General features: G+C 32.9%; 25 protein-coding genes and 1 tRNA gene. 6 read left to right on the plus strand and 20 right to left on the minus strand.

Annotated features, from left to right (window positions below; all coding sequences use genetic code 11):
* Position 1: 1 nt before the first annotated feature.
* The 3 genes from QLQ95_RS06505 (at position 2) to QLQ95_RS06515 (ending at position 4,651) form a co-directional block, all read left to right on the plus strand.
* Positions 2 to 127, plus strand: coding sequence for a hypothetical protein (locus tag QLQ95_RS06505; RefSeq protein WP_482503105.1), 126 nt, complete (start codon positions 2 to 4; stop codon positions 125 to 127).
* A 7-nt stretch (positions 128 to 134) separates the two neighbouring features.
* Positions 135 to 2,036 (plus strand): S9 family peptidase, encoded by a 1,902-nt coding sequence (locus tag QLQ95_RS06510; protein WP_482503107.1) that lies wholly within the window; start codon positions 135 to 137, stop codon positions 2,034 to 2,036.
* 176 nt (positions 2,037 to 2,212) lie between these two features.
* Positions 2,213 to 4,651, plus strand: coding sequence for a hybrid sensor histidine kinase/response regulator (locus tag QLQ95_RS06515; RefSeq protein ID WP_320494230.1), 2,439 nt, complete (start codon positions 2,213 to 2,215; stop codon positions 4,649 to 4,651).
* 42 nt (positions 4,652 to 4,693) lie between these two features.
* On the opposite strand, the gene QLQ95_RS06520 is transcribed toward QLQ95_RS06515, so the two are convergent.
* From QLQ95_RS06520 to pdxA, 12 genes are all read right to left on the minus strand, one after another.
* Positions 4,694 to 6,049 (minus strand): sigma-54-dependent transcriptional regulator, encoded by a 1,356-nt coding sequence (locus QLQ95_RS06520; RefSeq protein ID WP_320494232.1) that lies wholly within the window; start codon positions 6,047 to 6,049, stop codon positions 4,694 to 4,696.
* Between the two features lie 136 nt (positions 6,050 to 6,185).
* Positions 6,186 to 6,482 (minus strand): PepSY-like domain-containing protein, encoded by a 297-nt coding sequence (locus QLQ95_RS06525; RefSeq protein WP_095928344.1) that lies wholly within the window; start codon positions 6,480 to 6,482, stop codon positions 6,186 to 6,188.
* A gap of 14 nt (positions 6,483 to 6,496) precedes the next feature.
* On the minus strand, positions 6,497 to 6,790 hold the full coding sequence (locus QLQ95_RS06530; RefSeq protein WP_320494234.1) for a PepSY-like domain-containing protein: 294 nt from the start codon (positions 6,788 to 6,790) through the stop codon (positions 6,497 to 6,499).
* Positions 6,791 to 6,807: 17 nt separating this feature from the next.
* A complete protein-coding gene (locus tag QLQ95_RS06535; protein ID WP_248728510.1) occupies positions 6,808 to 7,098 on the minus strand; it encodes a hypothetical protein in 291 nt (96 codons plus the stop codon).
* 28 nt (positions 7,099 to 7,126) lie between these two features.
* Positions 7,127 to 7,423 carry a hypothetical protein gene (locus QLQ95_RS06540; protein ID WP_248728511.1) on the minus strand — a complete coding sequence of 99 codons (297 nt, stop codon included), beginning with the start codon at positions 7,421 to 7,423 and terminating at the stop codon, positions 7,127 to 7,129.
* 75 nt (positions 7,424 to 7,498) lie between these two features.
* Positions 7,499 to 7,795 carry a hypothetical protein gene (locus QLQ95_RS06545; protein ID WP_095928348.1) on the minus strand — a complete coding sequence of 99 codons (297 nt, stop codon included), beginning with the start codon at positions 7,793 to 7,795 and terminating at the stop codon, positions 7,499 to 7,501.
* A gap of 350 nt (positions 7,796 to 8,145) precedes the next feature.
* Positions 8,146 to 9,492 carry an acetyl-CoA carboxylase biotin carboxylase subunit gene (gene accC / locus QLQ95_RS06550; protein ID WP_095928349.1) on the minus strand — a complete coding sequence of 449 codons (1,347 nt, stop codon included), beginning with the start codon at positions 9,490 to 9,492 and terminating at the stop codon, positions 8,146 to 8,148.
* A gap of 110 nt (positions 9,493 to 9,602) precedes the next feature.
* Positions 9,603 to 10,088 (minus strand): acetyl-CoA carboxylase biotin carboxyl carrier protein, encoded by a 486-nt coding sequence (gene accB, locus QLQ95_RS06555; protein WP_095928350.1) that lies wholly within the window; start codon positions 10,086 to 10,088, stop codon positions 9,603 to 9,605.
* 23 nt (positions 10,089 to 10,111) lie between these two features.
* Positions 10,112 to 11,110, minus strand: a complete 999-nt coding sequence (locus tag QLQ95_RS06560) for a beta-ketoacyl-ACP synthase III (RefSeq protein WP_095928351.1) — start codon at positions 11,108 to 11,110, stop codon at positions 10,112 to 10,114.
* Positions 11,111 to 11,284: 174 nt separating this feature from the next.
* Positions 11,285 to 11,479, minus strand: a complete 195-nt coding sequence (gene rpmF / locus QLQ95_RS06565) for a 50S ribosomal protein L32 (protein ID WP_008465217.1) — start codon at positions 11,477 to 11,479, stop codon at positions 11,285 to 11,287.
* 9 nt (positions 11,480 to 11,488) lie between these two features.
* Positions 11,489 to 12,031 carry a YceD family protein gene (locus QLQ95_RS06570; protein ID WP_428237723.1) on the minus strand — a complete coding sequence of 181 codons (543 nt, stop codon included), beginning with the start codon at positions 12,029 to 12,031 and terminating at the stop codon, positions 11,489 to 11,491.
* 105 nt (positions 12,032 to 12,136) lie between these two features.
* Entirely contained in the window at positions 12,137 to 13,186 is a 1,050-nt protein-coding gene (pdxA, locus tag QLQ95_RS06575) for a 4-hydroxythreonine-4-phosphate dehydrogenase PdxA (protein WP_320494252.1), read from the minus strand.
* A 57-nt stretch (positions 13,187 to 13,243) separates the two neighbouring features.
* On the opposite strand from pdxA, the gene QLQ95_RS06580 reads away from it, so the two are divergent.
* Complete coding sequence (locus QLQ95_RS06580) at positions 13,244 to 13,834, plus strand: riboflavin synthase (RefSeq protein ID WP_095928354.1); 591 nt, start codon at positions 13,244 to 13,246, stop codon at positions 13,832 to 13,834.
* Positions 13,835 to 13,864: 30 nt separating this feature from the next.
* On the opposite strand, the gene QLQ95_RS06585 is transcribed toward QLQ95_RS06580, so the two are convergent.
* A complete protein-coding gene (locus tag QLQ95_RS06585; RefSeq protein WP_482503111.1) occupies positions 13,865 to 14,146 on the minus strand; it encodes a hypothetical protein in 282 nt (93 codons plus the stop codon).
* Positions 14,147 to 14,613: 467 nt separating this feature from the next.
* Here QLQ95_RS06585 and dcm point away from each other — a divergent pair, with 467 nt between their 5' ends.
* Positions 14,614 to 15,600: a DNA (cytosine-5-)-methyltransferase gene (gene dcm, locus QLQ95_RS06590; RefSeq protein ID WP_482503113.1), complete on the plus strand. Its 987-nt coding sequence runs from the start codon at positions 14,614 to 14,616 to the stop codon at positions 15,598 to 15,600.
* Here the strand turns inward: dcm and QLQ95_RS06595 are convergent.
* From QLQ95_RS06595 to QLQ95_RS06620, 6 genes are all read right to left on the minus strand, one after another.
* Positions 15,597 to 16,016 (minus strand): very short patch repair endonuclease, encoded by a 420-nt coding sequence (locus QLQ95_RS06595; protein ID WP_095928357.1) that lies wholly within the window; start codon positions 16,014 to 16,016, stop codon positions 15,597 to 15,599. The two genes, dcm and QLQ95_RS06595, sit on opposite strands and share 4 nt — an antisense overlap.
* Before the next feature lie 122 nt (positions 16,017 to 16,138).
* Positions 16,139 to 16,597 carry a DUF3592 domain-containing protein gene (locus tag QLQ95_RS06600; protein WP_482503115.1) on the minus strand — a complete coding sequence of 153 codons (459 nt, stop codon included), beginning with the start codon at positions 16,595 to 16,597 and terminating at the stop codon, positions 16,139 to 16,141.
* Between the two features lie 395 nt (positions 16,598 to 16,992).
* Positions 16,993 to 17,066 (minus strand) — tRNA-Ile (locus tag QLQ95_RS06605).
* 146 nt (positions 17,067 to 17,212) lie between these two features.
* Entirely contained in the window at positions 17,213 to 17,617 is a 405-nt protein-coding gene (gene mce, locus QLQ95_RS06610) for a methylmalonyl-CoA epimerase (protein WP_095928359.1), read from the minus strand.
* 10 nt (positions 17,618 to 17,627) lie between these two features.
* Positions 17,628 to 19,988: a hypothetical protein gene (locus QLQ95_RS06615; RefSeq protein ID WP_482503117.1), complete on the minus strand. Its 2,361-nt coding sequence runs from the start codon at positions 19,986 to 19,988 to the stop codon at positions 17,628 to 17,630.
* Positions 19,948 to 20,823 carry a hypothetical protein gene (locus QLQ95_RS06620; RefSeq protein WP_482503118.1) on the minus strand — a complete coding sequence of 292 codons (876 nt, stop codon included), beginning with the start codon at positions 20,821 to 20,823 and terminating at the stop codon, positions 19,948 to 19,950. Before QLQ95_RS06620 ends, QLQ95_RS06615 begins: the two co-directional genes overlap by 41 nt.
* Positions 20,824 to 21,116: 293 nt before the next feature.
* Between QLQ95_RS06620 and QLQ95_RS06625 the strand changes: the two genes are divergently transcribed.
* Positions 21,117 to 22,805: an Ig-like domain-containing domain gene (locus QLQ95_RS06625; RefSeq protein WP_482503120.1), complete on the plus strand. Its 1,689-nt coding sequence runs from the start codon at positions 21,117 to 21,119 to the stop codon at positions 22,803 to 22,805.
* On the opposite strand, the gene QLQ95_RS06630 is transcribed toward QLQ95_RS06625, so the two are convergent.
* Positions 22,802 to 23,569, minus strand: coding sequence for a nitrilase family protein (locus tag QLQ95_RS06630; protein WP_482503122.1), 768 nt, complete (start codon positions 23,567 to 23,569; stop codon positions 22,802 to 22,804). The two genes, QLQ95_RS06625 and QLQ95_RS06630, sit on opposite strands and share 4 nt — an antisense overlap.
* Positions 23,570 to 23,604 lie beyond the last annotated feature (35 nt).

The following is a 23,604-nucleotide window of genomic DNA, read 5'->3' on the forward strand; positions in this document are numbered from 1 at the left end:
AGTGAAACTACACAAACTTTGGAATTTGGAATTTGCAGAGATTGGAATTTTAACATTTTTTGGGATTTGGATTTTAACAACTTGGCCTTTAAATGTTGTATTTTTAGCACCACAAAAAAAAGAATAATTTGATTATGAAAAAAGTAGTAGTAACAACCTTAATAATGATGAGTTTAAATGCTATCGGACAGAATGTAATGTCTCCGGAATTGTTATGGAAATTAGGACGAGTAACTCCACTCGGACTTTCGAAAGATGAAAAAAATATTGTTTACAAGGTTTCGACACCTTCTGTAGCCGATAACAAATCGACTTCTAAACTTTATATTATTCCAGTAAACGGAGGTAATGCGACTGAAATTAAAGACACTAAAGACGTTTTAAAAGACAAAAATATTTCTCCTGACGGAAAATTTGTTGTTTATAATGATGAAGTAAAAATCGACAAAGTTCTAGGCAAAGATTTCTACCCAAGTCTTGACAAATCTGATGCTCAAATCTATGATGGATTGGATTACCGTCATTGGGATACTTGGAACGAAGGAAAGTTTAATCACGTTTTTTATAAAGAAAACAAAGACGGAGCAAAAGGAACCGACATCATGAAAGGTGAAACTTTTGATTCTCCGCAAAAGCCTTTTGGTGGTGACGAGGATTACATCTGGTCTCCAGACAGCAAAAGTATTTTTTATGTGAGCAAGAAAAAAGCAGGAACTGCTTATGCGATTTCTACCAACACAGATATTTATGAGTACAATTTAGAAACTCAAAAAACAACTAATAAAACCGACGGTAATTTAGGTTATGATACAGCGCCACAATTTTCACCAACAGGAAATTTGTCTTGGCTACAAATGAAACGCGACGGTTATGAGTCTGATAAAAACGATATTATTGTCGAGTTTAAAGGAATCAAAACTAATTTAACTGCAAACTGGGATGGAACTGTAGATAATTTTATCTGGAGTAAAGATGGAAGAACGGTATTTTTTGTGGCTCCGGTTGATGGAACTAAACAACTTTTCTCGGTTAATTTTCCTGGTTTAACTAAAATCGCGATCAATGTTCGTCAATTGACTAACGGAGATTTTGACGTAAATGATTTAGTTGGTTTTGCTGGCGATGAGATCATTGTTACAAGAACGGATATGAATCACGCAGGCGAAATTTATTCTTTCAACTTAAAGAAAAATACTTGGAAACAAATCTCAAATGTAAATACAGATACTTATAAAACTTTAACGTTAAGCAAAACAGAAAAACGTTACGTTACCACAACCGACGGTAAAAAGATGTTGGTTTGGGTGATTCTTCCTCCAAATTTTGATGCTTCAAAAAAATATCCAACTTTATTATTCTGCCAAGGCGGACCACAAAGTCCGTTGACACAATCGTATTCTTTCCGTTGGAATTTCTCTCTAATGGCTGCTAAAGGTTATGTAGTTGTTGCTCCAAACCGTCGTGGAATGCCAGGACACGGTGTTGAGTGGAACGAACAAATTAGTAAAGATTGGGGCGGACAAGTTATGGACGATTACCTTTCTGCAATCGATGATGTGGCAAAAGAAAGCTATGTTGACAAAAGCCGTTTAGGTTGCGTTGGAGCTAGTTATGGAGGATATTCTGTATTTTATTTAGCTGGAATTCACAAAAACCGTTTCAAAACATTTATTGCTCATGATGGAGTTTTCAACACTGTTTCTATGTTAGGAACTACTGAGGAAGTTTTCTTTAATAATTGGGATTTTGGTGGACCATATTGGGAAAAAGATAATGCCGTAGCACAAAAGGCTTATACAACTTTTAATCCTGCAACTTTGGTTCAGAATTGGAACAAACCAATTTTGATTTTCCAAGGAGGAAAAGATTTCCGTGTGCCAATCGGGCAAGGACAGGAAGCTTTCCAAGCAGCTCAATTAAGAGGAATCAAAAGTAGATTTGTTTATTTCCCAGATGAAAATCACTGGGTTTTAAAACCTCAGAATGCTCAGGTTTGGCAAGGCGAATTCTTCAAATGGTTAGATGAAACTTTGTAATTCATAAAAAGAATATTTTGACAGCCGTAGATTTACACAATCTACGGCTGTTTTTCTTTGTAAACCTTACAATTATGTAACATATTGGGTAGATTTACGCTTCGTAAAACAGATTTTTTTAGATAAATTGCAATGTTTTAATAATACCCTATTCCCTCAAATCTTTCAAGCAAAATATGGAAACAAAAAGAAGCTACACCGCAATTAAAGTTTTATTCAGCTATGTTGCATTATTAGCTTTGGTTGTTACAGTTGGATGGTTTCTTTATTCTGAAAATGTAGTTTATAACAAACTGGAAGACAAGATTGCTTTAGAAAAAAACAAAATCATCAGAGTCAGCAGATTGTATTCTAATGTTTATAAAACCGAAAGTTTAGCAAGGCAAACAATTCAGAACAACTCCGAAAAAGATTTTAAAAATTATCTTATCGAAACCGATTCTCTTCGCAAACGTATCGATACTTTAAAACAAGTTGTTACTACCGAATATCAGAAAACACTTCTAGATAGCGTAACATATTTTTTGTCTGAAAAGACAGAAAACATTAAACAGTTAAGAGAAATCAAGAATAAAGCAGACGATGAAACTTCTGTAAATAATGCTATTGATGAAATCACGAAAATGGAGTTTAATTTGAGAAAACTCGAACTTCAGGATTTCACTAAAAACCCAAATCAGTTGGGGAGTTATCAGCGAAGTGTTTTACAGCAATATGTTGATTATTTAAATTCGAATATTCCAGACGACAGCACCAATACACTTAGCAAAAAAGCTTCCGATTCTATTTTGGCCAATTCTAAAAAGCTTTTGAGTTCTGTAAAAATAAAAGCCGAAAAGAAAAAAGAATCTTTAAATTTTGAAGAAAATAAACTGCTTCAGAATGAAATTGCAATTTCAGATCAGCTTAGAAAAATACTTCGAATTATTGAGCGAGAAATCATTATCAATTCGATCAAAAACAATTCATTAAAAGAAAAATCATTAAAAAGAGTCAACGAAATTGTAACGGCTTCGGCAGTTATCGGTTTATTGCTGACGGTTTTTTTCTCGATTCTAATTGTAAGCGATTATTCAAAATCTCAATTGTATAAAAAACAGCTCGAAATCGCGAATTTCAAAACCAAAAATCTGCTAAAAAGCCGTGAACAATTAATCTCGACAGTGAGTCACGATTTAAAAACGCCTTTGAGCACCATTGTTGGTTATTCTGAACTTTTAGGAAATTCAGACATCAATACGAAGCAATCCTATTTTATTAAAAACATTAAAAACTCGTCTGAATATATTACACAATTGGTTCAGGATTTACTCGATTTTTCGCAGATCGAAGCAGGGAAAATTTCTATAGAAAAAGTTCCATTTTCGTTGCCAGAAATCATTGAAGATGTTGCCAGAAATATTCAAACGGTTTACAAGCAAAAAGACATTGATCTTATTATAAATGTAGACGAACAATTTCAGAAACGTATTGTTGGCGATCCATTTCGTTTAAAACAAATCTTGACTAACATTATCGGAAATGCTTATAAATTTACTGAGGAAGGCCATATTCGAATTGCAGCTTACATAAATGACGATCAGTTTTTTACCATTTCAATTCAAGATACTGGAATTGGAATTGAAAAAGCAAATCAGAAATTGGTTTTTGAAGAATTTGCCCAAGCGAATGAAAACATTGAAAAGAAATATGGCGGAACTGGTTTAGGGTTATCAATTTGTCAGAAGATCATTTCTATTCTGGGCGGTAATTTAACTTTAGATAGTATTTTTGGAAAAGGAAGCACATTCATTATTAAACTGCCTTTATTATTCGATAATAGCCAAAACTTTACTGCAACCGAACTAAAACCTAAGACGGCAAAAAGCAGTAAAACACAAACTTTTATTGTTGTTGATGACGACATTAATCTTTTGAATCTAACAAGCGGGGTTTTAAAACAAGAACAACATAGGGTTTATTCTTTTACTAATCCAGCAAAAGCTTTAGCAACCATTCAAACCACGCCTTTTGATTTTGTTATTACTGATATTCAAATGCCGGAAATCGACGGATTTCTGTTTTTAGAAAAACTTCGTGAACTTCCGGATACCATTTTCAAAAATCAGCCTGTAATCGCATTGACTGGCCGCACCGATTTGGATCTTTCAGTTTATAAAAATGCTGGTTTTACTACCGTTATAAAGAAACCTTACTCGCCAAAAATTTTGCTCGAAACGATTCAGCATATTTTGGATCATGAAGAAATTCCTGTAACTGAATCTACGGAGAATACAAACGAAAATGCCTCTCAAATATATTCTTTAGAAACTTTGAAAGATTTTCTGGGTCAGGATGAATTGGCTTTGAAAGAAGTTCTAAAGTCTTTTATAGAAACATCGATCGAAAATTTAGGCTTTTTGAAAGTTGCGGTTCAAGAGCAAAATCATGAGGAAATAAAATCTATTGCGCATCGTATTGCTCCCATGTTCAAGCAAATTCAGGCAAATGAGATTGGCGAAATTTTAAAAAATTTAGAAAGAGAAGATTTAAATACAATCGATATAAAAGCAACGTACGCAGATTTATCTGAAAAAGTAGAAGTCCTTTTTAAGGAATTGAAACAGGAGATTTAATGGAGTAATAAAAAAAAGCAGTCTAATTCAGACTGCTTTTTTTTATTCAATATTATATTGTTTCAATTTATTGTAAAGTGTTTTTCTGGTAATCTTCAGCAGTTTTGCTGCTTCAGATTTATTATTTTGCGTTTTTGACAAGGCACTAATAATAGTTTCTTTTTCGTTTTCAGACAATGAGAAAACTTCGGCAGTTGCGGCAGGCTGATTTTGGATCTGAAAAAATTCTGCTGGAAGCACATCACTTTCGATAAAATCACCACGAGTTAAAAGAGTGGCACGTTTTACACAGTTTTGCAATTCTCGTAAATTTCCTGGCCAAGAGTAGTTCTGAAAAATAGAAACCACTTCTGGAGAAAACCCAATCACATCTTTATGCAATTGCTGATTGGCTTTTTCTAAGAAATAATCTGCAAAAACCATTAAATCTTCGCCTCGATCTTTTAAAGATGGTGACTGAATTGAAAATTCATTGATTCTATGGTATAAATCTTCTCTAAAATCGCCGTTTTTTACTGCCTCACGTAAATCTTCATTCGTTGCCGTAATAATGCGTATATCGACGTTTATTTCTTTATTGCTTCCTACCGGTTTAATTTTTCTTTCTTGAAGCGCTCTTAACAACTGGATTTGATTTTCGTACGAAAGATTTCCTATTTCATCCAAAAATAAAGTTCCGCCATTGGCAGCTTCAAAATATCCTTTTTTATCATTTATTGCTCCAGTAAAAGATCCTTTTAGATGTCCAAAAAATTCGCTTGCAGCCAATTCTTTTGGAATGGCTCCGCAATCTACTGCAATAAAATTATTGTCTTTTCTTCTGCTTTGCTGATGAATGCTTTTAGCAATGATTTCTTTTCCTGTACCGCTTTCACCAATTATTAAAACTGACATATCTGTCGGGCTTACTAATTGAATGTGATCTAGAAGTTTTTTGGATGCAACAGAAATTCCTTTCACGAATTCATTTTCTCCTGATGAAGACTGTTTTTTTACTGTCTTTTTTTCTTTTACAGGAGCTTGCTCTTCTTCCTCTTTTGGAGCTTGTAGTGCATTAGTAATTACAAGAAGAACTTCGTCTGGATTAAATGGTTTAGAAATATAATCTGCCGCTCCATTTTTTATGGCTTTAACAGCAGTGTTTACATCAGAATATCCTGTCATTAAAATAACTGGAATATGTGGGTGAGAATTTTTAAATTCAGACATAAGTCCGATACCATCAGAATCAGGCAAGCGAAGGTCGGTCAAAATCAAATCGAACGATTCGTTTTTAACTGCTTCACGCGCTTCTGTTGCTGAGAAAGTAGTGGTTACCTCATACGCTTTTTTGATTAGAAATTTCTCTAATAATTTACAGAACGCAATATCATCTTCTATCAGTAATATCTTCGGCATTTGTTTGTAGGGTCTTTTTGCTAAAATAATATTATTAAACTTGTTATTTCATAAAATTATGCAAAATATGTAAAAAAAAAGAGATTGCACAATGCAATCTCTTTTTCACCAAAAACATAAATCTAAATTCACCTAATTATATCTTCAACCAGTTACCATTGACATCTGAGTAAACAGTAGCCTTTTGGTCTCCAACTGATATTTCTAGTTTGTACTCTTTTTTGTCATTGACAAATGCTTTATCCAGTTTTGCACCTGGATAAGCTGTCTGCAAAGCTGTTTTCACAGGTGCAGGCACAGCATCTACTGTAACTTCTGTATATTCTGACTGAATAGCTACAGTTGCTTTAGTGCTTAGAGAAACAGGCAATACATTTGCATGCATTGACAGAGTTCCTAGAACCACTATTGCTGATAAGATTAGTTTTTTCATGATGCTGATTTTAATTATTTCTTAATGATATTCCCAGAAGCATCTGTAAAAATAGTATACTTCTTTTCTCCACTTGAAATCTCAAGTTTGTATTCATTTTTCTCGTTTTTATAAGCTTTTTCTAGCTTAGTATTCGGGAAAGATTTTTCAAGTGTAGACTTTACAGCGGCCGGAACGGCATCTATAGCTACTTCAGTAAATTCACTTTGAACGAATACTGATTGAGAAATCGAAACTGCTGGAAGAACCGCAGCATTTACTGTAAAACTTCCTAATACAATCGCTGCTGATAAGATTAACTTTTTCATAATATTTAGTGGTTTAATTATTTTTTAAGAATGTTACCAGAAGCGTCTGTATAAACGATCGATTTTTCACCTCGAACGGTTATCTCAATTTTGTACTCCTTTTTATCATTTACCCATGCTTTCTCAAGCACTACACCAGGATAAGCTTCATCTAAGCCTTTTTTTACGGCTGCGGGAACTCCATCTACTTCTTTGTATCCATCCTGATCATTTACTGTCTGCACCATTAAATTGGTTGCAACAGGGGTTTCTGCGTTCATCGACAAACTGCCTAAAACAATTGCTGCCGATAAGATTAACTTTTTCATAGTAATAGTTTTTAAGGGTTAGACTTAATTATTTTTTAATCCAAGTTCCATCTGCGTTAGCAAAAAGATTTCCTGATTTATCTCCAACAGTTACTTCAAGCTTGTATTCAGATTTTGTATTTTTAAATGCTTTAGAAAGCACAGCATCTGGATACGCTTTTTTAAGAGCATCTGTAATTGCTGCTGGAACTTCTTCCAATTTAATTTCTGTATAATCATCTTGGATAGAGATTGTTTTTACGATTGTATTTGAAATTGGCGAAGTTGAAGCAAATGATGTTAAACCTCCCAAAACGATTGCGGCTGATAAAAATAAATTTTTCATGATAGTTGTTTTTTAATATAGTTAATTTGATCTTAGTATTCTTGATCCGGATTTTCACAAGACTTCATTTTCAGATTATTGTGTAATCCAAGTTCCGTCTGCATTAGCAAATAAGTTTCCTACTTTGTCGCCAACAGTTACATCAAGTTTATACTGTGCTTTTTCGTTTTTATATGCTTTAGTAATTACTGCTTCTGGATATGCTTTTTTCAAAGACTCTTTAATCGCAGCTGGTAATTCTTCTAATTTGATTTCTGTATAATCGTCTGCGATAGATACTACTTTTACATTTGTATGAGTAATTGGAGTAGTTGAAGCAAATGAAGTTAAACTTCCTAAAACAATTGCGGCTGATAAAAATAAATTTTTCATAACGTATATATTTAAATTAATAGTTGTTTACGCTTTAAGTAATGAAATTATTATGCCGTAAAAGAAAAGAGCCATGCCAAAGATCGTAAAAACCTGTATTAAAAGACTTTACATCAAATATAACAAAAAAAGACAAAACGCGAAAGGTGTGTAAATGAGAAAAAAGGTGTGTAATAAGTAAACACTTTTAGTGTAACCTTTCGAAAGAAATTCCAAATTTTAAAATCACAAATTCCAAGATTGAGGAGTAGAAGTTCTAAAATTGGGAATTTATTCTGAAGCTTTAGGATTGGAATTTTATAAAAACTTTACAAAATAAAAAAGGCTTCCAAATTTGGAAGCCTTTATAATTATTCTGGACTATTCATTTTAAATGTATCCATAAATGCAGTTGTATAATCACCTGCAATATATTTTGGATCATCCATTAATTGTCTGTGGAAAGGTATTGTAGTTTTCACACCCTCGATTACGAATTCATCCAAAGCTCTACGCATTTTGCTGATAGCTTCTTCACGAGACTGCGCAGTTGTAATTAACTTAGCAATCATAGAATCGTAGTTTGGCGGAATGCTATATCCTGAATACACGTGAGTATCTAAACGAACTCCGTGTCCTCCTGGCATATGAAGTGTAGTAATTTTTCCTGGTGAAGGACGAAAATCGTTGTAAGGATCTTCAGCATTAATACGAACTTCGATAGCATGTAATTGTGGAAGGTAGTTTTTACCAGAAATTGGAATTCCAGCAGCAACCATAATTTGCTCACGGATCAAATCATAATCAATAACTTGTTCTGTGATTGGGTGCTCAACCTGAATACGAGTATTCATTTCCATGAAATAGAAGTTTCTGTGTTTGTCCACTAAAAACTCTACAGTTCCAGCTCCTTCATATTTAATGAATTCAGCAGCCTTTACAGCAGCTTCTCCCATTCTAGCACGAAGGTCGTCTGTCATGAAAGGCGAAGGTGTTTCTTCAGTTAGTTTTTGGTGACGACGTTGTACTGAACAGTCTCTTTCAGAAAGGTGACATGCTTTTCCATAAGAATCTCCAACAACTTGAATTTCGATATGACGTGGCTCTTCAATAAGTTTCTCCATGTACATTCCGTCATTTCCAAATGCCGCAGCAGCTTCTTGACGCGCACTTTCCCAAGCTTTTAAAAGCTCTTCTTCTTTCCAGATTGCACGCATTCCTTTTCCACCACCACCAGCAGTAGCTTTCATCATAACTGGGTAACCAATTTCTTTAGCTACTTTTTGTGCATGTTCGTAAGACTCTAACAATCCGTCTGAACCTGGTACACAAGGTACTCCTGCTGCTTTCATTGTAGCTTTAGCAGAAGCTTTATCTCCCATTCGGTCGATCATTTCTGGAGCAGCACCAATAAATTTAATTCCGTGCTCTTGACAGATTTTTGAGAATTTAGCATTCTCAGAAAGAAATCCATAACCTGGATGTATTGCGTCTGCATTTGTAATTTCTGCAGCAGCAATGATATTTGACATTTTCAAATACGATAAGTTACTCGGAGGAGGGCCAATACAAACCGCTTCATCAGCAAATTTAACATGTAAACTTTCTGCATCGGCTGTAGAGTAAACTGCAACAGTTTTGATTCCCATTTCCTTACATGTACGAATTACACGTAGTGCAATTTCTCCTCTATTCGCAATTAATATTTTTTTAAACATCTTATTTTAATTAGATAATTAGACAATTTGATAATTAGATAATTTTAGATGCCTGATGTATTAATTCTGCCAGATCAATCTAAAATCTAAAATCTAAAATCTAAATTTATTTATGATGGATCTACTAAGAATAAAGGTTGATCAAATTCTACTGGAGACATATCGTCAACAAGAATTTTTACAATTTTACCAGAAACTTCAGATTCGATTTCGTTGAATAATTTCATTGCTTCAATTACACAAAGAACATCACCTTTAGAAACAGTGCTTCCAACTTCTGTGAAAACTGGTTTATCTGGAGATGGTTTTCTATAGAATGTACCAATGATTGGAGATTTTATAGTAATATATTTAGAATCGTTAGCAGCTGGTGCTTCTGGAGTTACACTTACAACTGTTGGAGCCGTAACTTGTGGAACTGCCGCTTGAGGTAAAGCTGCCTGAGCAGGTAATTGCTGTACGTAAGTTGCTTCAGTTACATTTGTTTCTAAAGTTGTTCTGATCGTGATTTTTACATCATCCATTTCTAACTTCACTTCTGCAACGCCCGAATTTGCAACAAATTTGATTAGGTTTTGAATTTCTTTTAAATCCATAATGATTCGTTTTTAGTTTTAATTTATTTTTTATCGTAAGCCCATTTTAAATAGATAGATCCCCAAGTGAATCCACCACCAAAAGCGGCAAAGATAATGTTATCTCCCTTTTTAAGCTTATTTTCAAAATCAGCCAATACTAATGGTAAAGTTCCAGAAGTAGTATTTCCGTATTTCTCGATATTTACTAGAACTTTAGAATCTTCCAATTCTAATCTCCCAGCAGTAGCATCAATAATACGTTTATTAGCTTGGTGTGGCACTAACCAGTCAACATCTTGATTTGTCAAATTATTTCTTTGTAAAATCAATTCACTGGCATCTGCCATATTAGTTACAGCATATTTGAAAACAGTTTTACCGTCTTGCATAATATTGTGCTGTCTGTTTTTTACAGTATCTTCAGAAGGCGGAATCAAAGAACCTCCTGCTGGTATTTTAAGGAAGTCACGCCCTACACCATCACTTCTTAAATATTCATCCTGTAAACCTAAACCTTCATAATTTGGTTCGAAAAGAACTGCTCCAGCTCCATCTCCAAAAATAATACAAGTTGCTCTATCAGTATAATCTACAATAGATGACATTTTATCGGCACCAATTAAAAGTACTTTTTTGTAACGTCCAGACTGAACATATGCTGCAGCTGTAGACATTCCGTATAAGAAACTTGAACATGCCGCTTGCAAATCGTAAGCAAATGCATTTGTGGCTCCAATTTCTGTTGCAACAAATACTCCTGTAGAAGCCACCATCATATCTGGTGTCGCAGTTGCCATTATAATCATATCAATCTCAAGCGGATCAATATTTGCTTTTGCAATTAAATCCTTTGCTGCTTGTATAGCAAGGTAAGATGTACCCTTATCAGCATCTTTAAGAATTCTTCTTTCTTTAATTCCTGTTCGAGCGGTAATCCACTCATCATTGGTATCAACCATTGTTTCTAATACTTGGTTCGAAAGAACGAAGTCAGGAACATAAGCTCCAACAGCGGTAATGGCGGCTGTGATTGTATTCATTATATTCTATTATTTATTTTCAAATTATGATTAATTTGAAAAATTTTTAAAAGACCCGAAAATTACAAAAAAAAACGTAACGAATTTGTCTATATTTTCCTAAAAAACGAAAATTATAATCAACAAAAAAAACTCTCACTATGTGAGAGTTCTAGTATAATTTACAAAAACGTATTAAGCAACCGCTTCAGATTTATCGATAACAACTTGCCCTCTGTAGTACATTTTACCTTCATGCCAGTAAGCTCTGTGGTACAAATGCGCCTCACCTGTAATAGGACATGTAGCGATTTGAGCTACAGTAGCTTTGTAATGTGTTCTTCTCTTATCTCTTCTTGTTTTCGAGGTTTTTCTCTTAGGATGTGCCATTTTACTATATTATTTATCCGTTAATAGTTTCTTTAATTTTTCCCAACGCGGGTCAATATCTTCTTCTTTGTTACTCTCTTCCTTTTGTTCTTTTACACTCAACTCATTCAGTTTCGTCAAAGCTTCTGTTTGTAGACTTCCGTCTTTAACACCTGGATGAATTCTTTTGTGAGGTACAGAAAGCGCGATCATTTCATAAATATATTGCGCTACATCTACCTCATGTTCACCATGTGGCAAAATCAACAATTCTTCATTATCATCATTAAATTCGTCTCCAAAGCGAACAATTAACTTCATTTTCCCTTTTATAGGTAAATCAAAATCTTCGCCTGTTAGATCACAAGGCACATTTACTGCTCCTTTGTGTTTGAATTCTAACTCTAACATCGTACTTTTCTTTTCGAAAAGTAAATTAACTTTAATATCCGAACTTTGAAACTCATCGTATTCAAAATTCTTAAAGAACTCGTTATTTATTTGATACTCAAAATGGTGTTTTCCTAGTTTTAATCCTACGAAAGGAATTAAAAATTCTTTTGTTTTGCTCATTTCAACATCAATTTGATCCATTCAGTTCTAAAACTAGATATCTGAATTGGGGTGCAAAGATATAAAATTATTACAAATCTAATAATCTTATTGACCTTTTTTTGTTTATAACTGTTTTTCTTTTATTTTAAGAGGTTTTTGGCTAATCTCCTCATACTGATTACGCGAGCGAAAAATATCAATCGCAAGATAGACTGCTTCTTTAAAAGAATTGTAATCTGCCATATCTTTTCCAGCAATATCATAAGCTGTACCATGGTCCGGAGAGGTTCTAACCTTATTTAAACCTGCTGTATAATTCACGCCTTTTCCAAAAGACAATGTCTTAAACGGAATTAATCCTTGATCGTGATACATTGCTACGATAGCATCATATTTTTCATATTGACTGCTTCCAAAAAAACCATCTGCAGGAAATGGACCAAAAACCATTGTTCCCGAATCGAAGATTTTCTTTAAAGTTGGCTTCAAAATCAAATCATCTTCTTTTCCAATCACACCGCCATCACCAGCATGTGGATTTAGTCCTAAAACTGCAATTTTTGGTTTCACTATACTAAAATCCTGAATCAAAGATTTTCTAATAGTTTCTATTTTTTTAATTATCAATTCTTCTGTCAAATGAGAAGCGACTTCGTTTAAGGGCACATGATCTGTAATTAAGCCTACTCGTAAATTATCTTGAACCATCATCATTAGCGCATCGCCTTCTAATTCCTGATTCAAATAATCGGTATGCCCAGGAAATTTAAAATCCTCAGACTGTATATTATATTTATTAATTGGAGCTGTTACCAGAACATCTATTTCACCATCTTTCAAAGCTTTTGTTGCTGCCGCAAAAGATTTAATTGCATATTCTCCTATTTTAGGATCATTTACTCCAAAGTTAATATCAACTCCTTCTCTCCAAAGATTCAGAACATTTACTTTACCCGGAATGATTTGATCTAATTTATCAACTCCATGAAATTGAATCGTCGACGTAAAGTTTTTTCTAACGAATGAAAGAATTTTAGCATTTGCAAAAATAACCGGCGTACACAATTCCAACATACGAGAATCTTCGAATGTTTTCAGTATAACTTCGCTTCCAATACCGTTTAAATCTCCAACTGAAATTCCAACAATTATATTTTCTGCTTTTTTATTCATGAGCTCAGTTTATTTATTACTAATTTTGATGTGCAAATTTAGTAAAATAAAACCACAATGTTCACAGGAATTATAGAAACACTCGGAAGGATTCACGAAATTCAAAAAGATCAAAACAATCTTCACATAACAGTTGACTCATCAATAACCCACGAATTAAAAATAGACCAAAGCGTTTCGCACAACGGAATATGCCTTACAGTAGTAGCTATTAAAGATTCTCTTTACACCGTAACGGCAATCGACGAAACTATTCTAAAAACCAATATTGGCGATTGGAGAACTGGCGACATTGTAAATCTGGAAAGAGGAATGAAGCTTGGGGACCGCTTAGACGGACATATTGTACAAGGCCATGTAGATCAAACTGGAACCTGTGTTAGAATTGAAGAAGCAAACGGAAGTTGGAATTATACTTTTGAATACGATAAAAACCTAAACAATATCACAATCGAAAAAGGTTCGATTACAGTAAACGGAGTCAGCCTGACGGTTGTAAATTCTAAAACGAATGAATTTAGCGTTTCAATTATTCCGTATACTTATGAACACACTAATTTTAAAGATTTCAAAGTCGGAACAAAAATCAACCTTGAATTTGATGTAGTTGGAAAATACATCTCTAGACTTTATTCAATAAACAAGTAACGTTTAGAATCCCACAAAAAAAAGCTTCAATTAAATTGAAGCTTTTTTTATTTGATTTTTATATATTACAGTAGCACCTAAAGCTAAACCGCCTAATAGCAGAAAAACAACATGTTGATCTATTGGAAAACCCGCCCCATCATTACAATCAGGAAAAGCTGGATCATCGCAAACAGTAGTAGACATAGCATTCGCACTTTTAGCTGTACTTCCTGAAGTTTCTGGAGCTGGCGGATGCGCAGGTCCTGCAGTCATTAACAAAACATTTAAAAATAAGGCAATTACTAAAAATGGGGCTTTTAGATTTTTCATAAATTCAAGCTATTGCAAACAGCAATTCTAGATAATTATTGACAAATATTCTTTAATAGAAATTTCGCACAAACGCATTTCCATCTCCAAAATCTTGGACAAAAGTATAAGTTTTTTAAACAAAACCAACTTTTAAAACCAAAAATCCAGAACAAATTTTAACATTTTTCTTAAAAACACTTCTAATCCTTTTCAGAAAACGTTCTAGAAGAACAACGTTCATTTTCAACATTATTCATAACATTCAAAAGTCTATAAGAATTTACCTATCTTAAAAAAGTATTTTTTTCTCAAAAAATGTCTTTCATCGAATATACGTCAAAAAAAGAAGTTTGGATTCAATTTTAATTACATTCAAGAGAATGTTCTCAAATTAATATATTTGTAAAATCAAAGTACGTATACATCTCAATTCCAAAAGATTTACAAATTCAAATTCAAATCTATTTTTAATTTTAACTAATCAAATGAAAAACCCATATACAGTCGGAAGTTTATACGCAGGTGTCGGCGGTATTTGTTTAGGTTTTGAAAATGCAGGTTTTAAATTAGAGTGGGCAAATGAATTTGACAAAAAAGCCTGTGTTACATACAGAAACAATTTCGAGCACACACTTATTGAAGGAGATGTAATGCAGCTCAACGTAAAAGATCTCAATAAAATTGACATTCTTACAGCTGGATTTCCATGCCAACCCTTTTCTCTAGCTGGCCACAGAAAAGGCTTTAAAGACAGTAGAGGAAATCATTTTTTTAAAATATTAGATTTTATTGACGAAATGCGTCCTAAAGTAGTGTTTCTTGAAAATGTCAAAAACCTAAAAGGTCACGATAAAGGAAACACAATGAAAGTAATTCAGCGCGAAATCAAAAAACGGGACTACACTTTTGACAGTGCTATCTTAAACACTAGAGATTTTGGAAATATTCCGCATAATCGAGAGAGAATTTTCATGGTTGCTTTTGACAAAAAATTTGTAAAAAAAGGGTTTAGATTTAATTTCCCAGAGAAAGAAGTATTAACCAAAAAGGTAACCGACTTAATTACAAAAGAAAAAGTCGATAAAAAATTCTATTACACCGAAGACAAATACATGTACAACATGCTAAAGGAAGCCGTTGTGAGAGAAGACAGAATTTATCAATTTAGGAGGCAGTATGTGCGAGAAAACAAAAAAGAAGTTTGCCCTACTTTAACTGCAAACATGGGAACCGGCGGCCACAATGTTCCAATCATTACAACTGAATTTGGCTTTAGAAAATTAACCCCAAGAGAATGTTTTCGTTTTCAAGGATTTCCAGATCATTACAAATTACCCAAAATTTCAAATTCCAGTCTTTACAAACAAGCTGGAAATTCTGTAAGCATGCCTGTTATAGAAAGGCTCGCTTCTGAAATATTCAAATGCATTGAGAAAGCTGAAGCTAGACAGCTAAAAGCTGAAAAAGTTTAAATACTTAAAAGCATAATTGTTCCTTCAATTTTTGCCAGACAAACTTCCAGATTTTTTTCAATCTCTTTACTCCAGAATCTTAAAATCGTCCAATTTTCAGAAATAAGAAAAGCATTAACTTCTTCGTCACGCTGTATGTTTCTTTCAATTTTCGGAATCCAATATTCTTGATTTGATTTAATTCTTAGCTGTTGCGTTTCCCAATCTTTTCCATGAAAAAATTCACTATCAACAAAAATGGCAATTTTATATTTAGCAAAAGTAAGATCAGGCCTTCCAAATACTTTCTTATTGTTTTTTCGGTATCTGTGACCCAATTTCCATAATGCTTTAGCAAGCCTTACTTCGCCTTTTGTAGCAGTACTTTTTATCGCCTGCATAGTTTTCCTCCTCTGTTCGGGAGTTAATCTATCCATCTGAAGATTAAATTTGTTTTGGATGGATAAAGTTAAGGTATTTTACAGAAATAGATGTTTAAATAATATGAGGCAAAATTTCAATTTTCACACTTCAAAAAATACTAAAAACAAAAAAGCCTTTACATCTCTGTAAAAGCCTTTATACTTTTCTTATTTTTAAATACTGATTCAAAAATTTTCCAAAACCCCATTAAAACGAAAAATACCCCAATAAAGACCAAAAATGACGGATGAACAAAATAGCCGTTCACCCCAGCAATCTCAGCTTCATTCGGATTAGTTGGATCGTACAAAACCTTAACCCGAGTTCCTTCAATGTAACCAGGAAGAGAAGTGCCCTTATTAGACGTGAACTCTATTTGTTTACCTGAATTTGTAACAAATGAAACGTAGGGATAATAGAGCGATCCATTTTTATTTCCAGCAAGAGGTATGGATTTTATAACTGTACCATAAACACTATTTGACTTTTCAATAAAACTTGATTTCTGCTGAAAAAGATAAAAAGCCCCAGATAATAATACAAAACCGGGTATAAAAAAAATATATATGACAGCAAGAATTTGTCTTTTATTCATCGTTTTCAAATTAAACCTTAGCAAAAGTGAATATTTATTTTATTTTGACATATTTAATAATACCAATCAGCGCGTAAGTAAAATTATATCGCTAATATTTTATAACCTAATTTATCTTTTTTTACTTCGATAAAGTTTTAAAATTTTTATTCGCTGTAATAAAATCACAGGCAAGAACATCGTTTCTATGATATTTTTCACCTTTTCTGTTAATATAAATTAGCTCATTGTTTAAATTACCAAAATATATAACATCGGATATTTGAAAGAATAAAAAAATGGAATAGAATGTAGTTTTTTTTAACCTATTAACCAGACTTGAAGGTCGTCAAATCCTCGTCACGAAAAACAAAAAAGCCTTTACATTTCTGTAAAGGCTTCTGTTCTAAAATAAGTGGTCCCACCTGGGCTCGAACCAGGGACCACCTGATTATGAGTCAGGTGCTCTAACCAGCTGAGCTATAGGACCGGTTTAGAGGATGCAATATTACTACTATTTTTCATTCACTCCAAATATTTTAAGACATCATTTTAATTTAATTTTAAATCTTTCTCCGAATCTCAAAAACGAAATTGATTTTCAACATCTTATTCAAAAATTAAAATGACATTTTTTTATTTAATTTCTTGGCAAAGCTCCACCAAAACGCCATTTGTATTCTTCGGATGCAGAAAAACAACCAATTTATTGTCTGCTCCTTTCTTCGGAACTTCATTGATTAAGACAAAACCTTCATTTTTTAAACGTGCAATTTCGGCTTCGATATCATCAACATCAAAAGCGATATGATGAATTCCTTCTCCTTTTTTCTCCAAGAATTTAGCAATAGGACTTTCGGGATTTGTTGCTACCAAAAGTTCAATTTTATTATTTCCCGTCTGAAAAAAGGACGTTAACACCCCTTCACTTTCTACTGCTTCCATTTTATAAGACGGAACACCAAGCATTTTTTCAAACAAAACATTAGCATCGTCCATATTTTTTACCGCAATCCCAATATGTTCTATTTTATTTACCATCTTTTCGAAATTATTGATTTACATATGTTCTAAAATAACCGCATTCTGCAATTACATCCTGATAATATTTCGTATCCGAATAGTCTTTTCTTAAAGCTTTGAACGAGTTCCAAGCGATAAAATTAACTTTATCATCTTGAATTTCCCAATAGCTGTTTATCTTATTGTATTTTTTATTGTAATAGTCATTTCGTTCACATTTCGAAATCAGATACAAACATTTTGCTTTTTGTTCTTTATTTGAAGCTGCTTCAAAAGCTTTCTGATAATACATTTTAGAAACCGAATTATTCGTAATCATTTCTTTCATCGAATCTCTAAACGAATACGGGCCTGATCCATAACCTACAATACTCATCTCGTAAAAAGTTCTTCCGTTTCCAAAATGAGAAATATTATAAAACGCATTTCCTAACAAAAGGCTGTTGGTGTAAACATCTTCTTTCTGAGCCAATTTATCCTGCATTTCTTTTATAGTGGTCAAGAAATCCATAAAAGTATATTTTCTTTTCTGATACGCCGCGTGCTCGCAATCGTGGCAATCTTTTATATTTCCGTTAAACGGATTTCCTAAGAATTTATAATATTGAACAGAATCTGTTTGCTGCATAAAAGAAATTGCTTCTGGAATTTTGTTTTTGAAAGTGGACTGAATTGCTTGGAAATTATTAATATCCTTCAGTTTTAAACTATAAATTCCTGCGCCAATTTTCTCAATTTCAGATTTATTCGATTTTTCCAAAAAGCTTTTTATTCCCAGCAAATTCTTTTCATTGTCATAATATGCATTTCCATCATTCCAATAGCTATAGCGTGATTCTCCGTAAATCTCGGCCATAACCAAATTGCCCTGTTCTTTATACAAACGCGATAAATAGCTTCTGCTCCATGAAGAAGCATTTTGATAACGAAACGTGTCTCCTTTATAATTTTTAGGAAGTTCTGTGTATAGCCAATTTAAATCAGCTAAAATTGTTTTCTCATTTTTATCTGTCAGCTTATCAATCTTGCTTAAATTATTTACAAAACGCAATAAACGAAGCTGCATTCCCGCCAATTCTGTTTTTGGAAGCGTTTTTTCAGCTTTGCTGTAATTTTTATCTGCATTAGCATAATCGCCTTTTAGCGTTTGAAGATATCCAAGTGAAATATCCCATAAATAAGGCTTATCGGTATTTCCTGCAGCAGAAATTTTTGCAATTAAATCGACAGCGCTATTATCAACTTTCGTCTTATTTTCTGTTTTATTTTCAGCAACAGTTTGCGGTTTTGGTTTCTGATTTTCTCCTTGCCCGTCGGTCTGAAACGAATTGTTTATTTTTTGCTCTAGCGAATTAACCAATCTTGTTCCGAGATAATTTAAATGTTCGCTTTTAGGATCTAATTCGTAGATTTTTTCAATTGCTTGTTTTTCGTCTTTATAATATCCATGAATTGCCCAAAGCGCCGCTTTTTCTTTATTGTCTTTTGCCAACGCCAAAGCCTTAGTCCAATCTGATTCGTTTTTTGGCTTGAAGCTATACGCTGTAACCACTCTTAATTCTGGACATTTATCAAAAACCTGAGCATATAAATAGTTCGAAGTCGCGTATTTTTTTTGTTTATAATTAATTCCGGCAACATACGCTAAAGCGCGATAATACAAAGTATTTCTGGCAACAGAACTTTCTGTTTTATTAAAAAAATCAATTGCTTTTTGTTTGTCGTTACTATAAAAACGTGCTTTCATGGTCAAGAACCAATATCTGTTTTTCAAAAACGGATCCGACAAAGTGTTGTATACATTTTCTATCGACTGAATCATTTTGGCATCATTGAACGTTTTTGCCACAACTGGATCGTAGCTCCAATAATCGTCTCCAATAGATACTGTTTCTATTTTTTGAGCCAAATAAAGAAACTCAACAAAGTTTTTTACTTTCTCATCTTTCAGATTCAACTTTTTACCCCATTTTTGCGTGCTTTTATTTTCTTTTTTCGTTTTATAATAAACATGCAAACCTTCTATTTCTTCTTTATTTTTGATGGTATTTTTGTCATCAGAATAATATTTAGGCTTTTCATCACCAATCAAAAAATAATTGACTGTTGTGGTATCGACTTTTCCTTTTAGATAATCTGCCCAATCTGATTTTATATTTTTATTAAAACGAGAATTATGCTGGGTGTCAAAACCAATTCCGTAAAAAATACCACCAGATAAAAACAAAGGCGAATACGATTTATCAGCAAAAGTTTCTGGAGTAAAATTTGAATTATAAGATCCTAAATAATCCCAATCTCCATCTGCGCAGGCATATATAATTCCGAATGCAGAAAGCAAAACGGCACTAGAAGCAAGAAATAATCTGCTTAAAAGTATTTTTTTCATAAGTGTTTAAATTGAATTCGTCTAAATCGTAAAATATAATTTCGTTTGGCTTTTCTACAAGATTATCTTGCAAATCTTCTGCCATTTCTTTTAAATCTTTTGGTTTTATTTCTTCTATTTTCAAGAGATCGTTTTCTTCATAAAAAACACCATTTTTATAATTGGAATGTTTTACCCTGAAAAAAATCGGAGTTGTTTTTTCAAAATTGGAATCTTTTTCTAATGTTGCGCTATTCATTTTAGAACGAAGTCCGATCACTTTATTATTTCTAATATGAACTCCCCAAGAATAAATTGGAAAAGCAAAATCTAAATGAAGGGGATATCTTTTTAAACTTTTAAGATATCGTTCTGCCACTTTCTTATCGTAAATAGAATTTAGAGAATCGGACGCAATCGATCCCATATTGTAATACATCAAAACTCCCGAATCAACATTCGGAATTTTTGTTTTTTTGAAATATTTCACCTGATGCAATCGAATGGTGGCTGAAAGTTTCTTCTGCGAAAGCTTTTTAAAAACTTCTATAAATTTCAGATAGTTCTCTTTACTTTTTAAAGTCCAATCGCAATCAATTTGAATCTCTTCACACGAAATTTTATTTTTAGAATTGATTTGTTCGATAAAATCAAAGGTTTTTTGCGCCAAATCCTTCACATCAAGATTAGGCTGAAGCATCACTTTGTTCTGAATAAAAACAACGGGAACAATAGCATATTCTTTCGGGTTTTCTTCAAAACGAACAGGACTGATGGGAATCGGAAAATTGGATTCTGGATGAATTCCAATGTCAAAATATCGTACATAAAGTTTCTGAACACTGTTTTCTTTCAATGCTTCTTTTTCCGTTTCAGAAAACTTGAAGATTGTTTTCCAATAATAAAAGGAGATTACTGGCTTTTCATTTTTAGTGCATGACAGCATTAAAAAGAGAAACAAAACTGGGAAAAATCGTTTGAACAAAACTTAGGAAAATTACATTTTAATTCAAAAGTAAGAAATTATAGCATTTTAAACACTAAAATTTTTGAAGATTTCCAAAAGTCGCAAATCCTAATAAATGGATAAAAAATTTCAATTAAAGCAAATATAATCGTTATTTTGTGCAATCAAATTGAAAAACCGTTATGTTGAAAGACACCTTAAAATACATTGCATTTGTAATTCTAATATCCATGATAAGCTGCGCGAAAAGAGGCAGCATTACCGGCGGTTTAAAAGATACATTACCTCCTGTTTTAATATCTAGTTTTCCTAAAAATTTCAGTACAGATTTTAAAGGAAATACTATTACTTTAAATTTTGACGAATATGTCAAACTTAAAAACACCAATAAACAGCTTATTATTTCTCCGCCTTTAAAAAATGAGCCATTAATTACGCCTACAAATGTCAGCAAATTTATAAAGATCGAACTTCGAGATACTTTACAGCCCAATACAACTTATAGTTTAAATTTTGGACAGGCGATTACAGACAACAATGAAGGAAACGCGCTAAACCAGTTTAAATATGTGTTTTCGACTGGATCGCATATTGATTCACTTAAACTGAACGGAAAAATTAAAGATGCGTACGGAAAGTATGTTGACAATTTTGTTTCTGTAATGTTATATGAAGTAAATGATAAATTTAAAGATTCTACCATTTACAAAGAGTTTCCGCGCTACATTACGAATACTTTGGACAGTATGCGAACTTTTCAGTTTGAAAATTTAAGAGAAGGAAAATATCTTTTGGTAGCACTAAAAGATAAAGGTTCAAATAATAAATTTAATCCAAAAGATGATAAAATCGGATTTTTGAAAAGCTACATCACAATTCCGTCGGACACGGTTTATGAGGTGGAACTATTTAAAGAAACATTGCCATTAAAAGCTTTCAAACCTATTCAGGCTTCAGGAAATCGTTTGTTTCTTCCTTATGAAGGAAAACAGGATTTCAAAAATTCAAAACCAAAAATTACACTTAAAAATGGCGACGAAGTTCTTGAAACTATCGTAACGCAGTTTCCTAAAAAAGATTCGCTTCAAGTTTGGTACAAACCAATAAAAGCCGATTCGTTATCAATGGAAGTTGAAAAAGGAGATTATAAAAAAAGATTTTCGTTCAAGATTAAAGCCTTGAAAAAAGATACTTTAAATATTAAAGCGGTACAAAACGGTCAGATTAATTTTAGAGAACGTTTTACTTTGGAAACCGAAACTCCGTTAGTAAAATTTGACAAATCTAAAATCGCTTTGGTTAATAAAGATTCTGTTGCTGTTCCTTATACAACGGAATATGATGAATTTGAACAGAAATTATATTTCGATTTCAAAAAAGAACCATTGGATAAATATAGTTTCACTTTCTTACCAGGTGCTTTGACCGATTTTTATGAAAAAACAAATGATACTTTATCCTATAAACTCAGCACTAAAGAACACGCCGATTACGGAAATCTGATATTGACTCTTAAAAATGTCAAACGTTTTCCTATAATTGTTGAATTGACCAATAAAAAAGGAGATGTAGTTTTAGCCGAAGGATATTCTGAAGGGGCAACTACTTTAGAATTCAACCTTTTGCAACCTGATGTTTTTACTGTACGCATTATTTATGACGACAATAAAAACAAACAATACGACACTGGTAATTTCTTAGAAAAGAAATACGCAGAAGAAGTATTTTATAATCAAGAAGAATTTGATGTCCGAGCCAATTGGGATCGGAACGAAACAATCGACTTGAGCATTCCTTTTAATCCAGAAGTGGAGAAGAAAGAAGACGATAAAAAGAAAAAAGAAGCAGAAAAGAAACGAAAAGCTTTTTAAAACTTAATTTCAAACTGATCTCTATCGCTTAAAAAGTCTAATTTTTTACGCGTTTCATACATGGTGTTTTTGTCTAATTCTACGACAAAGACACCATTTTTTTCTTGTGGCTCTAAAATATAATTGCCCAAAAAATCTATTGCTTGAGAATGGCCAATATGTTCGTAATCGTGAGCATCGTTACCAATTCTGTTTACCCCAACCACATAAGAAAGATTTTCTATCGCACGTGCTTTTAGCAAAGCATCCCAAGCATTGGTACGTACTTTTGGCCAATTGGCAACATACAAAATAAGGTCGTAGTTTTCTACATTACGTACAAAAACCGGAAATCTCAAATCGTAACAAACCTGCAGACATATTTTCCAATCTAGATAATCTATAATTACCTTTTTATTTCCGCAGCTGTACACTTTGTCTTCACCGGCGAGAGAAAAAGAATGCCTTTTATCGTAATACTGAAATTCGCCTGACGGAAAAACAAAAAACATCCTATTATAAAACTTTTCGTTTTCTGTGATGACAACACTTCCTGTTACGGCAGCATTTTTTTGTTTTGCTTTCAATTTCATCCATTCAATCGTTTCTCCTTGCATCGTTTCGGCAACCTCAGAAGCATTCATTGTAAATCCGGTCGAAAACATTTCAGGAAGGACAATGAGATTGACTTCCGATTGAATTTCATCAATTTTCAAATCAAAATTTTCTCTGTTTTTACTGGCATCTTGCCAAAAAAGATCGGTTTGGATTAAAGCAATTTTCATCTTATGAATTTTTATATAAAGGTAGAAAACATAAG

Source organism: Flavobacterium sp. B330r, from assembly GCF_056824325.1.